At 60.4% G+C, this 21,319-nt stretch carries 11 protein-coding genes; all 11 read left to right on the forward strand.

The annotated features are described in order from the left end of the window. The first annotated feature begins 3 nt into the window (after positions 1–3). The 11 genes from J7394_RS07850 (at position 4) to J7394_RS07900 (ending at position 20,981) form a co-directional block, all read left to right on the forward strand. The gene (locus J7394_RS07850; RefSeq protein ID WP_209252148.1) at positions 4–729 is read left to right on the forward strand and encodes a 16S rRNA (uracil(1498)-N(3))-methyltransferase; all 726 of its coding nucleotides are present in this window, start codon (positions 4–6) and stop codon (positions 727–729) included. A 325-nt stretch (positions 730–1,054) separates the two neighbouring features. Then, on the forward strand, positions 1,055–1,789 hold the full coding sequence (locus tag J7394_RS07855) for a helix-turn-helix transcriptional regulator (protein ID WP_209252149.1): 735 nt from the start codon (positions 1,055–1,057) through the stop codon (positions 1,787–1,789). A 132-nt stretch (positions 1,790–1,921) separates the two neighbouring features. Next, a complete protein-coding gene (locus J7394_RS07860) occupies positions 1,922–11,728 on the forward strand; it encodes an S-layer family protein (RefSeq protein ID WP_209252150.1) in 9,807 nt (3,268 codons plus the stop codon). A 17-nt stretch (positions 11,729–11,745) separates the two neighbouring features. Beyond that, a complete protein-coding gene (locus J7394_RS07865; RefSeq protein WP_209252151.1) occupies positions 11,746–12,504 on the forward strand; it encodes a SapC family protein in 759 nt (252 codons plus the stop codon). Beyond that, complete coding sequence (locus tag J7394_RS07870; protein WP_209252152.1) at positions 12,501–13,817, forward strand: TolC family protein; 1,317 nt, start codon at positions 12,501–12,503, stop codon at positions 13,815–13,817. Before J7394_RS07865 ends, J7394_RS07870 begins: the two co-directional genes overlap by 4 nt. 7 nt (positions 13,818–13,824) lie before the next feature. After that, positions 13,825–15,945 (forward strand): type I secretion system permease/ATPase, encoded by a 2,121-nt coding sequence (locus tag J7394_RS07875; RefSeq protein ID WP_209252153.1) that lies wholly within the window; start codon positions 13,825–13,827, stop codon positions 15,943–15,945. Positions 15,946–15,947: 2 nt separating this feature from the next. Further along, a complete protein-coding gene (locus tag J7394_RS07880; protein WP_209252154.1) occupies positions 15,948–17,249 on the forward strand; it encodes an HlyD family type I secretion periplasmic adaptor subunit in 1,302 nt (433 codons plus the stop codon). A gap of 103 nt (positions 17,250–17,352) precedes the next feature. Beyond that, positions 17,353–17,880, forward strand: coding sequence for a hypothetical protein (locus J7394_RS07885; protein WP_209252157.1), 528 nt, complete (start codon positions 17,353–17,355; stop codon positions 17,878–17,880). Between the two features lie 65 nt (positions 17,881–17,945). Continuing rightward, on the forward strand, positions 17,946–19,316 hold the full coding sequence (locus tag J7394_RS07890) for a glutamate--cysteine ligase (RefSeq protein WP_209252159.1): 1,371 nt from the start codon (positions 17,946–17,948) through the stop codon (positions 19,314–19,316). 70 nt (positions 19,317–19,386) lie between these two features. Then, positions 19,387–20,460 (forward strand): phenylalanine--tRNA ligase subunit alpha, encoded by a 1,074-nt coding sequence (gene pheS / locus J7394_RS07895; RefSeq protein ID WP_170480999.1) that lies wholly within the window; start codon positions 19,387–19,389, stop codon positions 20,458–20,460. Next, positions 20,457–20,981, forward strand: coding sequence for a hypothetical protein (locus J7394_RS07900; RefSeq protein ID WP_209252160.1), 525 nt, complete (start codon positions 20,457–20,459; stop codon positions 20,979–20,981). Before pheS ends, J7394_RS07900 begins: the two co-directional genes overlap by 4 nt. The last annotated feature ends 338 nt before the right edge of the window (positions 20,982–21,319 follow it).

A 21,319-nucleotide genomic window follows, 5' to 3' on the forward strand; every position in this document is an offset into this window, starting at 1 on the left:
CTCATGAGTGCGAAGATCAGACTGTATGTAGAGCAGCCCTTGGGTCAGGGGCAATCGGTTCCTTTGACGCGTGAGCAGGCGCATTACCTGTTTGGAGTGATGCGGCAATCCGTCGGCGCGCAGATTGCCCTGTTCAATGGTCGGGATGGCGAATGGCTGGCCGAAGTCTCTGAGGCGGGCAAGCGCGGCGGCGTTCTGTCCTGCTTGCAGCAGACCAAGCCTTTGCAACTTCCGCCGGATTTGTGGTTCCTGTTTGCCCCGATCAAGAAAGCGCGGACGGATTTTATTGTCGAGAAAGCCGCAGAAATGGGGGCCGCGCGCATTTTGCCTATGCAGACGGAGTACACAAACTCCGAGCGTATCCGGCAGGACCGGCTTCAGGCGCATGCGGTCGAGGCCGCGGAACAATGCGGCGGTACTTTTGTGCCCGAGGTCGCGGAGCTGCAAAAGCTGGACCGCGTGCTGGATAGTTGGCCTCAGGATCGGCAATTGATGTTCTGCAATGAGGCTGAGGTCGGTTCAGCCCTACGATTGGCCGCGCAGGAAAAAGGCCAGCCCTGGGCCATTCTGATTGGCCCCGAAGGCGGGTTCTCGGACCAAGAGCGCGCCCGTTTGACCGCACTGCCTTTTTCGCACGTGGTCAGCCTCGGCCCGCGAATTCTGCGTGCGGATACGGCGGCGGTAGCCGCGCTGACCATGTGGCAGCAGGCCTTGGGGGATTGGTTTTAGTGTGAGTTCAATTTAGGCAGGCCCTGGCTGCTCGCGGACAGTGAGGGTAATTTGACGAGTCTGTATCGCAAGCAAATACAGTCCGAGAAAAACATCGACCACGTGATCAAAATTATTTGTCGTGGCATATTTCGAGAAATTGGCAGCTTCTCTCAAAACGATACAAATTATATGAATGTTTGCAAGCCTGCATTTCTGGTCAAGTCTTTGAAAATAAACTGCCTCTTCCCGATCTGAAAAGCACCAAAATGTTGACTAAATTTTAATTTCTCTATTTGTTGATCAAACGTGAATTTAACAAGTGAAGTGGACGCCGCTGGCCGTCATGAAAAACGCGCTGATTGACTTTGTTGATGCTTTGGCCGGACTTACCTCCGCAGAAGACCGATGGAATGAAGCAGTCGCGCAATCTCAAAAGCAGGGTATTGAGGCGATCCTGGTTGGTGAGGCTGACGGGATCAAAAAGCAGATCTTCTGGATGAACACCAACATGCCGGATGACTGGATCACCGAGTATCTCGAAGAAGACTACATGTCGGTGGATGCCATGCTCGAGACATTGGCCTGGCAAAACGAATACCACATTGTCGAATCCGGCCAGATGAAACGCGTGGATGCGCGATCCGACAAGGAATATGCGCTGGATCACGGGTTGAAATCCGCCGGGCTGGCCTCATTGATCGGGTCTCGATTTGGCGAGCCCGGGCGGCGTGGGGTCTATGTGACGCTGTGTTCCGGCGACACAATGCAGGCCGCACACAACAACAGCGACGTCGATTTGACGATGCTGGCGGCCTTGTTGGCCACGTCTATTACCGACCCCATTCATTCCCAAGCAAATCTGAAGTTGAAAGCAATGACCCAGGTCCTTTCACAACGTCAGCAAGAAGTATTGGAGTTGCTGGCCAACGGGTGTCAGACGGCCCGCATCGCCGAACGTCTCAACATCAGCGAAGCGGCGGTGAACAAGCATTTCTCACTGGCGCGCAAGGCGTTGGGCGCGTCGACCCGGGAGCAGGCGCTCGCCATCGCCTTGAAAGACAACTTAATTAACCTGTGAAGGTATAAATATCTCTACCTTGGGCGAAGCCCGCCTGTTTCCTAAGGTGCAGTAGCAAATTTTCGCCGACGAATAGTCGGGGTCCGTTTTTGGCCCCGCTTTACCAGTATTTTCGATGGAGCCACCTCTCACATGAATATGCAGTCGCAACTGAAAGGCCGCCTGGCCCGCACGCCTTCGTTCTCCCTATCTACCGTTGAGCTGCGCGGTGTCTCCGCCGAATTCGATCAGTCCATCAAAGCACTGCCTCCGTCGCTGGCGCAACCCGTGCGCGTTCCCACCGATACCAAGGGGCGGGGGGATTTCCTCAAGCAATTGGCGGCGAAATCTGCGGCCAAGCTGGCCGCAGGTGGTACCGCGCTGATCCTTGTACTGCTAAGCGCCGAGACCGCTCAGGCTCAGTCATCAGACGTGTCCTTGCGCACATTGGACGGGGTGAAGTCCATTGAGGTTCTGCCCGATGGTACCGCCGAGGTCACGCTGGAGAACGGAGCCGTCATGCGCCTGCCTGCGGGCAGCTTCACCGTGTCAGGCAGCGAGGTTCTGGTCTCGGAGGCGGTCGCGCTGCAGATGACAGAGGCCGCAGCCGCGGGCGGAGGTGTGTCCGGGGGAACGCTGGCCGCCGTGGGTGGCGGGCTTGCCTTGGCCGGAGCCGCCGGTGGCGGCGGAGGTGGCGGCAGCGACGGAGGTGGCTCGGGATCGACGACCGCCCCTACCACGGGGACGGTTGTAGATGGCTATCTGGTCAACGCCACCGTATTTCAGGATTTGAACGGCAACGCGATTTTTGACGCGGGGGAGCCGAATACGACCACCGACGCGCAGGGCAACTATTCGATCGCTCTGGACCCGTCCAACCCGACAGCCAAGATCGTGTCGATTGGCGGCACGGACTCTTCGACGGGTCAGGCGTTTACCGGCACCCTGACCGCTCCGGCAGGGTCGACCGTCATCACTCCTCTGACCACACTTGTTCAGAGCCTTGTCGAAGCCAGCGCCGATAGCGACACGCCGCTGACCGCAGCCGAAGCAAATGAACAACTGGCCGCCGCGCTGGGTCTGGGCAGCGGTACCAACCTGTTGGAGCTTGACCCGGTCGAGGCCATCACAAGTGCAAGTGATCCTGCGGCTTTTGCAGCCGCCGCGCAGGTTGCGTCCGTTATTTCTGCAGCAGCCGCGGCGCAGGATACTGCCGAAGCCGGATCAGAAGCGTCCGAAGCCGCGGCGGCGTCGCTTGCGCAACAATTGCTGGACGCGAGCTCTCCATCGGATGTGCTGAGCGATCCGGATGCGATTGCCGAAGCGCTGGAAAGCGCGAATGTAGACGCGGCCGAAGCAAGCGCTATTGCATCGGATGTTCAGGAAACAAACACGCTTATCGCGGACGCAGATGGCTCGGCCGAAGAAATTCAGCGGGATATCGAAGCTGCGCAAGAAGTGTTTCAGGGCAGCGTTGTAGAGTCGATTCAGGACGATGAGGCTGGCACCGTTGACGTCGCGGGAGAAGCCAGCACTATTGTTTCGCTCAGACCAGTCGTTCTGTCTGAAAACTTTGCGGACACTTACGGTCCGTCAAACCTGGATAGCGCTCCGGTCATGTCGGGCACCGGTCGTCCGGGTAGTATCGTCCGCGTGACTTTCAGCGATGCCGACGACGCGACGACCGATACCAGCCAGACCACCATCGTTGATGGCAGTGGTAATTGGCGAATCACCTTTGACGCCGCCGATTTCCCCACAGCAAGCGGGGCTTATACGGTTGAGGTCGCAGCCGCGCCCTCGGGTTCGTCTGTGTTCACCGTTCCGGCCGTCTCGGGCGGCAGCTTTGATGTTGACCTGACGCCACCGGCGGCACCTGTTCTGGATTCCGTGTCCAGCGACGGCACCTTGACGTTGGAAGAGCGAGAGTCGGAGTTGACGGTATCCGGCACCGCCGAGGCGGGCGCCACTGTCGCTGTCACAATCGGTAGTGTGACTCTGACGGATACTGCTGCCGCAGATGGCGCGTTCAGTGTCACGTTCGATGAGGCTGACATTCCGACCTCGGGTTTCTCCATCAGCGCTGTTGCGTCGGATGATCTGGGCAATGCTAGCGGCTCGGCGACACAGGCGATCTCGGTCGAGCCGGAATCGGCTCTGACTCCGACTGTTGATCCGGTCTCGGGCACGCTGGGGTCCGCGGAATTGGCAGCGGGCCTGACCGTCACTGGCACGGGTCGCGCGGGCAGCACCATCACCGTCTCCATCGATGGCGCGGATCAGAATGCGGTCGTCGGAGGCGACGGCACGTGGAGCGTGACCTTTGCCGAAGATGATCTGCCTGACGCGAGCGGTGACTATTCGGTTTCTGCGGTAGCGACCTTGCCAAGCACCGCTTTCACCAGCGGTTCGGTTGATGGCGGCGGGTTCTCGGTTGACCTGACCGCTCCCGATGCACCGTCGCTCGACACCATCGCAGGCAACAACGCGCTGGAGCTTGAGGAGCAGGGCGCTGACCTGACCATCACCGGCACCGCCGAGGCGGGCGCGACGGTTGAGGTCACCCTCAACGGCGTGGTTGAAACGGTTGTTGCGGATGCGGGTGGCGCGTTCTCGGTCACTTTTGATGCGGCGGATGTGCCCGGAGATGACTTCTCGGTTAGCGCCACGGCCACGGACGCGCTGGGCAATGAAAGCAGCGCGGCCACACAGCCTGTCACGGTCGAGCCGGTCTCGGCCCTGACGCCCACAATCACGCCGGTTTCGGGTACGTTTGGCCCAAGCGAACTGGCCGCAGGGCTGGTGGTGTCCGGTACGGGCCGCGCGGGCAGCACCGTGACCGTGGATATTGACGGCGTCACGCAGGACGCAACCGTCGATGGCGACGGCAACTGGATAGCCACCTTTGCAGAGGCCGATTTGCCGGACGCGACGGGGGACTACACGGTCTCTGCCTCGGCGACATTGGCGGGCACGTCCGTCTCCAGCGGTTCAGTCTCGGGCGGAGGGTTCTCGGTCGATCTGGACGCCGCAGCCGCGCCTGTTCTGGATGCGGTCGCAGGCAATAACGCCATTGAACTGGAGGAAAGCGGCTCGGACCTGACCGTGACTGGCACCACCGATGAAGGCGCGACGGTTGAGGTCACAATCGGCAGCGTCACCCTGACAGACGTGGCCGGTGTTGGAGGCGTGTTCAGCGTCACATTCGATGCCGCTGACGTTCCGACCTCGGACTTCTCCATCAGCGCTGTGGCGTCGGATGATCTGGGCAATACCAGCGCTTCGGCAACGCAGGCGATCTCGGTCGAGCCGGTCTCAGCCTTGACCCCGACCGTTGATCCGGTCTCGGGCGTCCTGGGTGCGGACGATTTGGCGGCTGGCCTGACGGTCACTGGCACCGGCCGCACCGGCAGCACGGTTACCGTGACGATTGATGGCGAGGATCAACAGGCCGTCGTGGACGGCGACGGCAACTGGAGCGTGACCTTCGCTGAGGCAGACCTGCCTGCGACGACCGGCGACTACGCGGTGTCTGCCGTGGCAACCTTGCCTCCAACCGCGTTCACCAGCGGTTCGGTTGATGGCGGTGGGTTCTCGGTCGATGTGACCGCGCCCGATGCGCCGGTGATTGACAGCGTCGCGGGCGACAACGCTCTGGACCTGGAAGAGCAGGGCGCAGACCTGACCATCACCGGTTCCGCCGAGGCCTTCGCCTCCGTTGAAGTGGAGATCAATGGGGTCGTGGAAACCACCGTCGCCGATGATGGTGGCGTGTTCTCGGTAACCTTTGCAGCGGCGGATGTACCGGACGCGGATTTCTCAGTCAGCGCAACGGCCACGGACGCGGCAGGCAATACCGGTGACGAGGCCACTCAGGCCGTGACGGTTGAGCCGATTTCGACCCTGACGCCCACAATCACCCCGGTCTCGGGCACGTTTGGCCCGACCGAACTGGCCGCCGGGCTGGTGGTATCCGGCATGGGCCGTTTGGGCAGCACGGTTACTGTGACGATTGATGGTCAGGAACAGGAGGCCGTCGTTGCCCCCGATGGCAGCTGGAGCGTCACCTTCGCTGAGGCAGACCTGCCGGACGCCAGCGGTGACTATTCGGTGTCTGCCGTGGCGACCCTGCCGCCGACCTCTCTGTCCAGCGGATCGGTTGATGGTGGAGGATTCTCTGTCGATGTAACTGCGCCTGACGCGCCGCTTCTGGATGCGGTCGCCGGTGACAACTTCATAGACCCGTCCGAGCAAGCCGATGATCTTGTCATCTCGGGCACGGCCGAGGCGTTCAGCACCGTCACCGTCACGATCGGCGTAGAATCCCAGCAAGCAACGGCTGACGTGAATGGTGATTTCTCGGTCACTTTCGCGGCAGCAGATGTGCCGACCGAAAACTTCCAGGTGACTGCGGTCGCCGTAGATGCGCTGGGAAATACCAGCGCGACGACAGATCGCTCGGTTCTGGTGGGTGCGGTCGGCCAGGTCATCACCGGCACCAGCGGCGATGATGAGCTGTCGGGCACGCCCGGTGACGACACGATCAACCCCGAAGGCAATGATGATGGCCTCGACATCATCAACGGCTCTCAGGGGGATGACGAGATCGACCTGAGCACATCCGGTGGCACCAGCTTTGTGGAACTGAACTACGCCGCGCTGGATGGCCCGATCGATGTGACACTGGACTATGCCAGCAACACGGGTTCGGTAGATAAGGGTGCCGATGGTACCGACACGCTGACCAGCCCTGAAACCACGGGCGAGGCGTTCGGGATCGGCCTTGTCGGTACGCAGGGCGATGACACGTTTACCGTCGTTCAGGACGGTGTCGAGACATGGGCGGGCATCTTCTACGAAGGCGGCGATGACACGGTCAACGTGACGCTGAACACCGGCATCGTGCGTGTGAATGCAGTGACCCCCGGCGCCGTGGATGAAGATGTCACAGCGGATCTGACCACGGGCGACATCACCTTCGCCAGCGGCTCGATTGACCTGAACGTATCCGGCTCTGGTGGTCAGATCGAGCTGGAAACCGGCGACGGTGATGATAGTGTGACCGGCTCTGACGCGGATGAGCGCTTCATTCTGGGCGCCGGCACCGATACGCTGAATGCGGGCGGCGGCTTTGACACCGTGCGCTATGACCGAGGCGATGTGACGACCGGCGTGACGGTGAACCTTCAGACCGGGATTGCGACCGGTACATGGGACGGTCAGGCCTTCTTGCACAACTTGTCCAACGTCGAACGCGTGCGCGGATCACGCACCGGAGACGACACGCTGACAGCGGCCAACTCTGGCTCGCGGCTGGAGGGTCGAGGCGGCGACGATACGCTGATCGGTGGTGCCGGAGACGACCTTCTGATCGGTGGCGATGGTGCGGATACGTTCTTTGTCGGACGTGGCAACGACACCATTCAGGACTATCAGGGCGACTCCATCGACACGATCGAACTGGACCCTGCCTATACCGAGGCTGAAATCGACCAAGCGGTTGCAGATGCGGTTCAGGACGGCGACGCAGTGGTGGTCACCTTCGTGTCAACCGGCGCGACGCTCCGGCTGGAGGGCTGGACGGTTGCCGAGCTACAGGCCGAAAACGCCGGTGGGGATATCGTGGGGACATCTGGCAATGACTTGCTTGTTGGCACGGACGGCGACGACACAATTGATCCGCAAGGCAACGACGGGAATGACCCGGATCGGGTTATTGGGTCTCTGGGCGACGATACGATCGACCTGACCAATACTGGTGCCGATAGCTTTGTTACGTTGGAATATGGTGGTTTGGGGGGTCCAATCGATGTGACGCTGGACTACGCGCTCAATGAGGGGCGGGTAGTCAAAGGCGTCGGCGGAGTTGATGGAACGGATACGTTGATCAGCCCGAACACAACTGGCGAGGCCAACGGGATTGATATCTTTGGCACTGCTGAAGATGATACCTTCACCATCACTCAAAACGATGCGGGAACCTTTACGGCGATCGTATATGCCGGTGGTGATGACACCGTCAATCTGGAACTCGACACGGGTGTTGTACGTGTCACGTCTTCGGATTCTGAAGATGTCACAGCGGATCTTACCACAGGCGACATTACATTCCTTGGCGGTTCGATTGACCTCAATGTCACCGGTTCTGGTGGCCGGGTTGAGCTGGTGACCGGCAATGGTGATGACACTGTAACTGGCTCGGCCTTAGATGAGCGGTTCATCCTTGGGGCCGGAACCGACACGCTTAATGCAGGCGACGGAATTGACCTCGTGCGTTATGACCGTTCCGCCGTCTCGGATGGCGTGACCGTCAACCTCGAGGCTGGCACTGCAACCGGGACATGGGGCGGTCAGGCCTTCTCGCACAGCTTGTCGGGTGTCGAGCAGGTACGCGGCTCGCGGACTGGCGGTGACAATCTGACTGCAGCGGATAGTGGATCGTTCCTTGACGGTCGCGGTGGCGACGACACGCTGACCGGCGGTGCCGGAGATGACGTGCTGGTCGGTGGCAGCGGCGCTGATACGTTCGTTGTCGGACGTGGCAACGACACTATTCAGGACTATCAGGGCGAAGACATCGACACGATCGAGCTGGACCCTGCTTATACCGAAGCCGAGATCGACCAGGCGGTTGCAGATGCGGTGCAGGACGGAGACGCGGTGGTGGTCACATTCGTGTCCACGGGTGCGACGCTCCGGCTGGAGGGTTGGACGGTTGCCGAGCTGCAGGCTGAAAACGCCAGCAGCGGTTCCGACATCATCGGCACGTTTGGTGATGATGTTCTGAACGGCACCGATGGGGACGACTTCATCGACCCACAGGGCAATGACGATGGGTTTGACCTCATCAACGGCTCGACCGGAGATGATGAGATCGATTTCTCGAACTCCGGTGGCGAAAGCTTTGTCGAGCTGAACTATTCGGGTCTGGGAGGGCCGATCACGGCCTCGATCGACTATGCCAACAATACGGGCTTTGTCGACAAGGGGGCGGACGGGTTCGACTCGCTCACCGACCCCAACACGACCGGGGAATCGCTGGGTATCGGGCTTGTCGGCACCGCTGGCAATGACACCTATAACATCACGCAGGGCACTGGCTTCTCGTGGGCCGGGATTGTCTATGCCGGTGGCAATGATGTGATCAATGCCAGCCTGAACGAGGGTATCGTCCGGGTTGATACAAGCGGTGAGGCGACCACGGCCGATCTTTCGAGCGGCCTGATCAGCTTTGCCAGCGGAAGCATCCAGGTGAATGCGACAGGCTCTGGCGGTCGGATCGAGCTTCGGACATTTGACGAAGACGACTCAATTGTCGGTTCAGACGCGGATGAGCGCTTCATTTTGGGTGCAGGGACCGACACCCTGAATGCGGGCGGTGGCTTTGATACCGTGCGTTATGACCGTGGCGACGTGACGACCGGCGTGACGGTGAACCTACAGGATGGGACCGCAACCGGTACGTGGGATGGTCAGGCCTTCTTGCACAACCTGTCCAATGTCGAAGAGGTGCGCGGTTCCCGGAACGGAGACGACAGCCTGACGGCGGCGGATACGGGCTCTGTCCTGAATGGCCGCGGTGGCAATGACACGCTTATTGGTGGTGCCGGCAACGACACCCTGATCGGTGAGGCTGGCGATGACACGCTGCAGGGCAACGCTGGCGAAGACTTGTTTATCGTCGGACGCGGCAATGACATCATTCGCGACTTTGAGGCCGGGATCGACGACATCGAACTGGACAACGGTGCCACGGATGAAGAGATCGCTCTGGCGGTGCAAAATGCGGAGCAGATCGGCGATGATGTCCGGATTACCCTGCCAGATGGCGCGACGATCCTGTTCGAAGACTGGACGGTTGCGAACTTCCAGCAGGAATACGAAGATCGCTATGCAGTCAACGATATCATCGGAACAGACGGCCCGGATGTGATTGACGGGACAGATGGCAACGACTTTATCGACCCGCTGTCCAGCGGCGATGGCGATGACGTCATCAACGGCTCGCTTGGCGACGATGAGTTCGATCTGTCAAACGCAGATAGTGAGAGCTTTGTCGAGCTGCGTTATAGCAACCTGACCGGCCCGATCGAGGCCTTTGTTGACTATGCCAGCAATCAGGGTTCCGTAAACAAATTCGGCGATGGGTTCGATAACATCATCAGCCCGCTGACACCCGGCGAAGCCTTTGGTCTGGGGATCACAGGGACCTCTGGGGATGACACGATCAACATCACCCAGGGCAGCGGCTTCTCGTGGTTCGGCGCGTTTTATGCGGGCGGTGATGACACGATCAACGCCAACCTGAACTCGGGCATCATCCGCATCGACGCGGGCAGCGGTGCAACGACTGCCAACCTCGATACCGGCAGCATCGCCTTTGCAGGTGGGTCGATTGACCTGAACGTGACCGGCTCGGGTGGTCGGATTGAGCTGCGGACCTTTGACGAGGATGACAACGTAACCGGCTCGGACCGGGATGAGCGTTTCATTTTGGGCGCAGGTACCGATGTTCTGAATGCGGGCGGCGGGTATGACGTTGTGCGCTATGATCGCAGCGACGTGACAGATGGCGTCACGGTCAACCTTGCAACAGGCGTCGCAACGGGTACGTGGGACGGCCAAGCCTTTACCCACACCCTGTCGAATGTCGAAGAGGTTCGTGGCTCGCGCACCGGCAATGACACGCTGACGGCGGCGGATACCGGTTCGGTCCTTGAGGGGCGCGGCGGTGTCGACACCTATACGGGTGGTGCGTCCGAGGACATCTTCATCGTGGGTGAAGGTCATGACGTCGTCTATGACTTCGACATCGACGTGGATCAGCTGCAAACCCGTGACGGAGCCTTTGACTTCGGGCTTCCGGCTTACGAGGATGTCACCTTTGACGGTCAGCCGTCGCTGCGTTTCAACTTCAGCCCTGATGACTCGGTCACTTTGGTCGGTTGGAGCGGTCGGGACCTTGAGAATTCCATCGCAGAGGAGCTTCTGTCGCTGACACCGGGGCGGATGAACAATCCGGCCACGCTGACGATCACCGGCGCGGGGAACCTTGCCCTGATCGCGTCGGACATCACCGAGTTCCTGCAGACGCAATCGTCGACCGAGTTCACCTTCTTCGAAGATGGAGCTGCGGAAAACTATGCCTTTTCAATCACCGGCACTGGTTTGTCCCTTTCGGTTGGCCCAACGGGCGAGGAGTTGAATGGCACGGTCGAAGCGGCCACGCTGACCTTGGATGGCAACCCGGTCTGGTCACTGACGGATCTTGGAATTCCGTTTGCCGACTTTGCTGCGATGCTGGACAGCGCCACGAATGAAGGGGCGATCGACTATTCGCTCGGCCTTGCGGACCGCGATCTGATCGTTGTAGCTGATGATGCCGCGCAGGATATCCGTATCGAGGGCGTCGACCACTGGATCGAAGCGGGTGGCGGCGATGATGCCGTGACCTTCAACGGCGGCGGCAATGCGGCCATCATCGTCGGGGGCGGAGCCGATACGGTTGATATCGCAGAAAGTACCCCGGCAGAGGATCGTGCGTTCATCTATATCGACCCAGCCGACTCGGGCACCAATGTGATCAACGGCTTCCGCTTCACTGATAGCGAAGATTCCGGTGACCGCATTGTGGTCGAAGAAGATCTGGCGGTGTTCTCGATCGCTTGGGAGGTCACCGATGCGACCAATCAGGGGGATCTGGACTCGATCGCGGCAACCTTTGATCCGATTGGACCGGGCGAATACGCACTGTTCTTCGATCAAAGCGGCAACGCCGTGCTGCAGGATCTGATCGAAAGTGGCGCACCGGGGGTCAACTATACCCTGGGCGGCACAATCGCGAGCTTCACGAATGCGGATGTCAGCGGGCTTTCGGGTAGCAACCTTGGCGGGTACAATATCGACGGCTTCCTGCAATATTCCGAGATCGACCTGCCGCCCGCGTCCGAGTTGGTTTAACGCTCCGGAGGGTGCCCATGATTTCACCCGTCGCGATCACGCCGCGACCTCTGACACACAAGGACTGCGCCGGTTTACACTGGCGCAGTCCTTCCGATTTCGGTTTTACCGATCATGTGCCCTCGGTTCTGGTCGGGGCGTCGGAACTGTCATCGGTAACGCTTGAGATGCCCTGGTATTTTGCGCAGGCCAACGGCAAGTGGCACGCGCTTGCGCCCTTGCGTTCGGACGCCGGACTGAAATTCAACCATGTGCCGTTCTTGCTACGCATGTATCCGTTCACCCTTCTGCCGGACGCGGGCAGTTTTGTGCTTGGCATCTGGCAAGACCCTGACTGTATTGGCGAAACCGGGCATCCGATCTATGACGGCGCGCAATTGCACCCGAGGTTGGAGCCGGTTGCCAACGCGTTCTCTCGTTTTGTCAAAGGCTTGGACGCGCTGCATAAAATCGGTTCGGCTTTGCATGAGGCGGGTATTCTGCAACCGACTCCGCGGCAAGCCCGTGACACGGGCCAGCTGTTCCAAACGGATGAGGACGCACTACGCGCTCTGCCAGCAGATACCCTGTCTGAGCTTGCGAAATCAGGTGCGCTGGGGGCGGCATATGCGCAGTTATTGTCACGCAATCATTTAAAAAGAACGGCAAGGCCCAAGGTTGCTTCCCAACCGCAAAATACTCCTGTAACGCGAGAGGAAGACCGCGCCTTTCTGGATGCATTGACCGATGATCTTCTGGACGGCGCAGAACTAAAACCAGGAGCGTTGGCACCATGAAGACTTGGTTGTCGGTTGTGATGACCTCAATCGTTTTGGCGGGGTGCAGTGAGGATTTGCAGGGCACGCAGTCGTTCGATCCTGCGGCAGAACCCGCCGCGCAGCCTGCGGCGGCGCAAAGCAACCTGAAGGGTAGTGTTGCGCGCACGGAATTCGCCGAGCTGGTGCGCAGATCGGTTGCCACGTCGCCGACGACTGCGGCGGGAACCGCCAATGTTCTGGCCTCGCAATCCCGGATCGAGGCTGAAAGGGGCGCGTTCCGACCCCAGTTGAACGCCGAAACCTCACTGACGTCTGACGGGGATACGGTTCCGATCCTGCGGCTGAGTCAGATCATCTATGATGGTGGTAAGGTCTCTGGCCGTGTCGGGCTGCGTCAGATCGAGGCGCGTCAGACCTGGCTAAGCGAGCTGTCCGAGTTGAGCGCCCAAAGCTTCGAGGCGATTGAGGCCATCATCGACCTTGACCGCAATCGTCGTCTTGAAGATCAGGCCCGGCAGAACCTTGAACGCACCGAGGCGCTGGTCAACGATCTGCAATCCCGGTTCGATGCCGGTGCCGGATCGGTGGCGGATTTGCTCGCCGGTCAGGGCCGCCAGTCCAATGCCGAGACCGAGTTGGCGCAGGCCGAAACGGATGTCGAACTGGCGACAGCCACCTGGATCGAAGTGTTCGGCAGCCGCCCAGGTGCCATTCCAACCATCCCTCCGGCTCCGGTTCTGGCGGGTACAACCTCGCAGGCTATGGTCGAACGCAGCCCGCGTTTGCGCACACAGGTTGCTGTCAGTCAGGTACGACAGCAAGAGGTTGTCGTGGCCCAGCGTGCGACGCGCCCAACCCTGTCCGCGATCCTTGAGACCGATTTCAACGAAGGCAGTATCGACAATGGGGCGCAGGCGCGTCTGGGCGTGAATGTTCCGATCTATCAGGGTGGCTCGGCCCGCGCCAACGTGGAAACGGCAAGGGCCAACCTCCAGCAAAGTGAGGCTGATGCAGAAGAGCTGCGCCGCGAGTTGCAGCGCAGCCTGTCTCAGGCTCTGGAGGAAACGAACTCGATCCAGCGGCGCCTTGCGACGGCCCGGCGGGCGGTTGAGATTAACGAACAGGCGCTCGATGCGGCGCGGGGGCAGTTCGACATCGGACGGTCGACCATCGTGCAGATTCTGGACGCTCTGCGAGAGCTGAATCTGGCGCAGGTCCGGGTCATCCAGTTGGAGGCGCAGGCGCGCCGGGCTGAATATGCGGTGCTTGCGGTGACAGGCGATATTCTGGATGCGCTGGGCGTCGCGCAGCCGACTGACCCAACCTTGTGATATCCCCATGACCCCAACCGCCACAGACCCGCTGATCACACATCTTCAGCTTTTGACAGAGCGGTTGGGCCACGGGCTGTCCGAGGCGGATTTGTTTCGCGTTTTCAAAGGCAGCAGTGAGGCTTACGCGGTCAAGGACGCGGTCAGCGCGCTTGAGGCCGCAGGGTACAAGGCCGATTTCGGCAAGGCGCGGTTGACCAAGCTGGACCCGATCCTGTTCCCGGTTCTGGCCTTCGACGCGGATGGGGTGCCGTTTGTGGTTCTCGACCGTGAAGACAAGGGCCGTTTTCTGGTCGTTGACGCCAGTAGCGGATCGTCGGAGCCTCAGATCTGGCGACGCAAGGACCAGCGTATTGCGAAAGCGCGCTGGATCCTGCGCGCCTCACGCGCCCGCCGCTCGGTCGAGGATCGCACCACACCGCAAGGCCATTGGTTCTGGTCGGCGTTCAGCGATCTGCGTGGCGTGTATGTTCAGATCATCCTCGCGGCGATGGTGACCAGTATTCTGGGGCTGGCGACGTCGTTGTTCACCATGGTGGTCTATGACCGCATCCTGCCGAATGAGGCCGTGGACAGCCTGTTGGCGCTGGTCGCCGGGGTCGGGTTCGCGCTGCTGTTCGACTTTCTGATAAAGAACCTGCGGTCGCGTTTTATCGACACGGCGGGCAAGCGCGCGGATATGAAGATTGCCGAGCGTCTGTTCAACCAACTCATGGCGCTGAAGATGAAGGCGCGGGGCGGGCAGAACGGGCGGATGGCTTCGATCCTGCGGGATTTTGAGGTGGTGCGGGATTTCTTCACCTCGGCCTCGTTGGTGGCGCTGGTCGATCTGCCGTTCCTGCTGGTGTTCATCGGGGTGATCTGGGCCATCGGTGGCCCGCTGGCGCTGGTCCCGGCGATTGCAGTGCCGATTACTCTGCTGTCCGGCCTGCTGGCGCAGCCGTTCCTCAGCCGCTATGCGCGCGAATCCAGTGTTGATGGGCAGACCAAACAATCGGTTCTGATGGAAACCCTGACGGGGATGGAGACGCTCAAGACCACCGGGGCGGAACCGGTCATGCGCGCGCGCTGGGACGATACGGTGCGGGCGCAGGCGGATAGTTCCGGCAAGACGCGGCTGGTGTCTCAGGGCACGGTGAACCTGACGCTTCTGGTGCAGCAGATCGCGCAGGTTGCCATTGTATTCTACGGCGTATTCCTGATCCGGGACGGCGTGATCTCGATGGGCGCGCTGATCGCCTGCGTGATCCTGACGGGCAAGACGCTGGCCCCTCTGTCGCAATTGGCGCAGGTGCTGACGCGGCTGAATCAGGCGCGGGTCGCCTATGGCCAGATCGACGCGCTGATGCAGCAGGAGGTCGAGCGTGAGGCCGGTCGCCGCTATCTTTCGCGCCGCACGATTGCGGGACAGATCGAGTTCAAAGGCGTCAGCTTTGCCTATGATGAGGCGTTGGGCTCGATCCTCAAGGATATCGACCTGTCGATCAAACCCGGTGAGAAGGTCGCTATTCTCGGCCCTGTCGGATCGGGTAAAAGCACTCTGGCGCGCCTCATTCTGGGCCTCTACGAACCAGACGACGGAGCGGTTTTGCTGGACGGTCTGGATGCGCGCGCCGTGGATCCCGCGGACAAGACGCGCAATATCGGGGCGGTGTTGCAGGATTGCTGGCTGTTCTCGGGAACGCTGCGCGAAAACATCATCGCAGGACGCTTTGGCGTGACGGATGATGAGGTTCACAGCAAGGCCGCCATCTCTCTGGCCGACAGGATCGCGGCGGCGCATCCGCATGGCTATGACATGCAGGTGCATGAGGGCGGCGCAGGTGTATCTGGCGGGCAGCGTCAGGCGGTGGCCATTGCACGGGCGCTGATTGGTGATCCGCCGACGCTTGTGATGGACGAGCCGACCTCGGGCATGGATGTGCAGACGGAATCGCAGGTGATCGAGAACCTGAAAGGTTGGCTGTCGGAGGATCGGACGCTGGTGCTGGTGACGCACAGAACCAGCCTGTTGCAATTGGTGGATCGGGTGATTGTCCTGAATGGCGGCAAAGTCACTTATGACGGCAGCAAGGACGATATGCTGGTCCGCAACCGCCCGGCGGCACGCGCCGTGAAGGAGGCGTAAGGATGGCCGGGGCAGATTTCACCGCAACAGCACGCGAGCTGCGCGGCAGGCGTGGTGCCGCCGGTGGCCTGATCCTGCTGTCGGTCGTGACTTTGCTGGCCGTCGTGCTGACATGGGCCTATTTCACCGAGATCGACGACGTGACGCGAGCCGAGGCGCGTGTGGTGCCCTCGCAGCTTGTGCAGGTGGTTCAGGCGGCAGAAACCGGCACCATAACCGAGATCAACATCCGCGTTGGCGACACGGTTGAGGCCGGGGACGTCCTGATGCGCTTTGACCCCGCGCTGCTGCGGGCCGAGCTGGACACCGCCGTGTCCGAGGCCACCGCCCTGCGCCTGCGCCGCGCACGGCTTGAGGCGCAAATTGCCGGAGAGCCATTCGACATGCCTGATCGTGAGGGCGTCGAGGGGAAACTGCTCGACGCGGAACGGGATCTGTTCCTGGCCATGGCAGCCCATCTGACCGCCGATCTTGAGGTTCTGGACGCCCGGCGCGAGATCAAGCTGGCCGAGATCGAGGCCGCCCGGATCAGCAAGGATGTGAACAATGAGACCATCGGCCTGTTGGAGGAAGAGATCGGCGTGATCCAGCCTCTGGTCGAGCGTCGGATCGAAAGCCCCATCGCAATGATTGACCTGCGCCGGGAACTCAGCCGTCAGAACGGGCAGTTGAGTGACGCCGGAAACCGCATCCTGATGGCGCAGGCTGCCCTGACCGAGATCGACAGCCAGATCGTTGCCCGCAAGCGGGAGTTTCGCTCCATCGCGAATAGGGAATTGACCGAAACACAGGCCGGGCTCGCCGCGCTTGAAACGCGTATTCCCGCCCTTCAGGCCAGATTGGCGCGGGCGGAAATCCGTGCCCCGGCGCGCGGGGTGGTCAATCAGGTGCTGATCTCGACGCTGGGCGGCGTGGCGCAGCAGGGCCAGACAGTGGCCGAGATCGTGCCTTTCGGTGACACCGTCACGGTCGAGGCCTATGTGGCTCCCGATGACATTGCCTTCATCCGGCCCGATCAGGACGTGAAAGTGCGCATCACCGCCTATGATGCCTCGCGCTATGGTGCGCTGGATGGGCGGGTGACGCGGATCGGGGCGGATACGATTCTGGCCCCGGATGGGGAAACCTCGGTCTATGTGGTCGAGATTCAGCTGGACGGCTCGCTGACCGATGCGGATGGGCAGAAACTGGACGTGATCCCCGGCATGGTTGCGCAGGTCGATATGCTCTCCGAGCCGAAGACCGTGCTTGAGTATCTGACCAAACCGGTGATCCGCGTCAAAGAACGCGCTTTCCGGGACTAGTCCGAGATACGAAACCCCCTCTTGAACTCTGCGCCTCTCGGCCCGATTTTGAGGGGGTTGGGGATCGCCTATCACGTCCAAGCGCTGAGACAGGAACACTGATATGAGTTTCATTCGACCCGAAGCCAAAATGGTCCTGTGGCGCTGGCGCGAGGTCGTCGCGGCCGGTTTTGTGCTGGTTCTGGGCCTCAGCTGGGTCAGTGGACCCGGCGGTCTGCTGGGCGTTCTTGGTTGGGTGCTGGTGGCAGTCGCGGTCGCTCTGACAGTGATCGGCGTGCAGCGTGCCCGGTTTCGCACTGGCGCAGGCGGGCAGGGCGTCGTCAGCGTCGATGAGGGGCAGATCACCTATCTCGGCCCGCTGGATGGCGGCATGGTGGCAACGCGCGAGATCGAGCGACTCGCGCTTGATCCGACCTCAAGCCCGGCGCATTGGGTGTTGGACCAACCGGGTCAACCGACGCTTCACATTCCTGTGAATGCCGAAGGTGCCGAGGCGCTGTTCGATGTGTTCTCGGCGTTGCCGGGATTGAAAACGCAACAGATGCTGGCCGAACTCCACGGCGGGTCGCGCCATCCGGTGGTGATCTGGGAAAAAACCTCCTCGCGCCCGGCCCACCTTCGGCTGCATTGACACTGGCGCGGTTTGCGCTCAGGACTGACCGATAAGACAGACACATCAGGATCGGAGATCGGTTCATGTCCATCCCTCAGTCCGGCGGCGGTCCGATCGAGCGCCACGAGCAATTGGCCGAATATCTGGAATCGGGCTGCAAGCCCAAGGCCGATTGGCGTATCGGGACCGAGCATGAGAAGTTCGGCTATTGCAAAGACACCCTCAAACCGCTGCCTTTTGAAGGCAAACGGTCCATCGTTGCGGTGCTTGAAGGGCTGCGCGACCGCCATGGCTGGGCAGAAGTGCGCGAAGCGGGCCACCTTATCGGTCTTGAAAAAGACGGCGCAAATGTCAGCCTGGAACCCGGCGGTGCGCTGGAATTGTCGGGTGCCCCTCTCGAGACGATCCACGAGACCTGCGATGAGGTGAACACGCACCTGCGCGAAGTGAAGGATATCGCCGATGAGATCGGCGTAGGCTTCATCGGTCTGGGCGCGGCTCCGATCTGGACCCACGAAGAGATGCCGCTGATGCCCAAGGGGCGCTATCGGCTGATGAACGACTACATGGAAGAGGTTGGCACCATGGGCCGTGCCATGATGCGCCGGACCTGCACCGTTCAGGTTAATATCGACTTTGGGTCTGAGGCCGACATGGTGCAGAAACTGCGCGTGGCGCTGGCGCTGCAACCGGTGGCAACGGCGCTGTTCGCGAACTCTCCGTTCTTTGAGGGCAAGGTGAACGGCCAGAAAAGCTGGCGCAGCCATATCTGGCGGCATCTGGACGATGCGCGCACCGGCATGCTGCCTTTCGTCTTCGAAGAGGGCTTCGGGTTCGAGCGTTACGTGCAATACGCGCTCGATGTGCCGATGTATTTCGTCTATCGCGACGGCCAGTATATCAACGCTCTGGGCATGTCCTTCCGAGATTTCCTGAAGGGCGAACTGCCTGCTCTTCCAGGTGAGACTCCCACACTTTCCGATTGGGCCGACCATCTGACCACGGCCTTCCCCGAAGCACGGATCAAGAAATTCATGGAGATGCGCGGTGCCGATGGTGGTCCGTGGCGTCGCCTGTGCGCGCTGCCGGCCTTCTGGGTCGGCCTGACCTATGACCAAACCGCGCTGGATGAGGCGTGGGATCTGGTCAAAACCTGGGATGCTGAAACCCGCGAGGAACTGCGTGTTCAGGCCGCAGTCAAGGGCTTGCAGGCCCAGGTCGGGGACATCAACATGCATGATCTGGCGCGTGAGGTCGTGGCGATCTCTGAGGCTGGTCTGAAAGCCCGTGCTTTCCCCGGTGCTGGCGGTCTGGTCCCGGATGAGACGCATTTCCTGAACGCGCTGAAGGAAAGCATCGACACCGGCAAGGTGCCCGCCGATGAGTTGCTGGAACACTACAATGGCGACTGGAACGGCGACCTGACCCGGATTTTCCCCGAATACAGCTATTGATCCGCCCGGTCCCGCTTGCATTCGCGGGGCTGGCCCGATAGCAGGTTGGCGACCAAATTCAGAGGGCGTCATGGACGATCTTAAGGCAAAATATCTGGGCCAAATCGCCGAAGCAGGCGACGAGAACGCGCTTGAAGCGATCCGCGTCGCTGCCGTGGGCAAAAAAGGCGAGGTCGCGCTGAAGATGCGCGAGCTGGGCAAGATGACGCCCGAGGAACGTCAGGTCGCAGGCCCGGCGCTGAACGCCCTGAAGGACGAGATCAACTCGGCGCTCTCCGCGAAGAAGGCCGCTCTGGCCGATGCCGCGCTGGATGAGCGTCTGCGCACAGAATGGCTGGACGTCACCCTGCCGACCCGCGCGCGCCGTGAGGGCTCGATCCACCCGATCAGCCAGGCGACCGAGGAACTGACCGCGATTTTTGCCGAACTGGGCTTTGCCGTGGCTGAAGGTCCTCGGATCGAGGACGACTGGTATAATTTTGACGCGCTGAACATCCCCGGTCACCACCCCGCGCGGGCCGAGATGGACACGTTCTACATGCATCGCGGCGAGGGCGATGATCGCCCGCCCCATGTGCTGCGGACCCATACGTCTCCGGTGCAAATCCGCTCGATGGAGAAGCAAGGCGCGCCGATCCGCGTGATCTGTCCGGGTGGTGTGTACCGTGCCGATTATGACCAGACCCACACGCCGATGTTCCATCAGGTCGAGGGTCTGGCCATCGACAAGGACATCTCGATGGCGAACCTGAAATGGGTTCTGGAAGAGTTCGTGAAGGCGTTCTTCGAGGTCGACGACGTCGAACTGCGCTTTCGCGCCTCGCACTTCCCCTTCACCGAGCCGTCGGCCGAGGTCGATATCCGCTGTTCCTGGGACAATGGCCAGCTGAAGATCGGCGAGGGCGACGACTGGATGGAGATTCTGGGCTCGGGCATGGTCCACCCCAAGGTGATCGCCGCCGGTGGCATCGACCCCGAGGTCTATCAGGGCTTTGCCTTCGGCATCGGCATCGACCGTCTGGCGATGTTGAAATACGGCATTCCGGATTTGCGGGCGTTCTTTGACAGCGATCTGCGCTGGCTGCGGCATTATGGGTTTGCCGCGCTGGATATGCCGAACCTGCATGGTGGTTTATCGCGGTGAGTTCAGAACATCTAGAAATTCTGAAATCGCTGCTGCCAGTATTGGTTGCACTGCTGACGCTGACTGGCGGCGGGATAGTATACAATTGGCAAAAATCAATAGATCGTAAAAACCAGATTCTGCAAGAACGGAGAACTCTGTATCGGAACTTTATGGGCAAAGTTCAGCAACTGCTTTTGGATAAACAAATGGACAAGGCTGATAAAGCAGTTGAGCATTTTTTAGAGTTTAAGCTTCTGATAGCTGAGCTATTAGTCACTGCACCTGACAAGGTTATTGCGCCGTTGAAATCAACTGATGCAGCGATGAAAAACCTAATGAGGGTAACGTTCACAAGTAATAGTGGCACTCCTTTTGATGATGACGATACCGCCAGCGCCGAGCGTGATTTTTTTGACGCTTATGAAAAAACTCTGATCGAAATGAGACGTGATAGCTTTGGCGATACTGAAGTAACTGACAAGTTTGCGAAAGCATTGGTTGATGCAATGTCTGCATCATTGATAATTGGAAAACGCTAACCGATTTTCGTCACTGAGCTTTTGATTTTGTCAAAGAATAATCGGTGTATGGGTTATTTTTAGTTTTCAATTTTAGGCGCAGAGCAAAGGCCGATAGGCTGCCGCGCCATCTCCAGACCGCCCGGACGGGCTGGCGATTTGTCTCCACCCGCGCAACGCTCGAACAGGGCTCGGATTTGGCTGGCATAAAGTGCCGAATACAGACCAAGGATCGCCATCCCGCAGTCTGGCGACAGCGCGGCTCGTGATCTGATATGACCAATGGCGATAGCGCGGCTTGTTACAGGTTCCCACAGGTTTGTGACGTGACTTGGCGCTCAGGCTGGCTAGGCTCCGGC

The organism is Ruegeria sp. R13_0 (genome assembly GCF_017743995.1).
Lineage (GTDB): Bacteria > Pseudomonadota > Alphaproteobacteria > Rhodobacterales > Rhodobacteraceae > Ruegeria.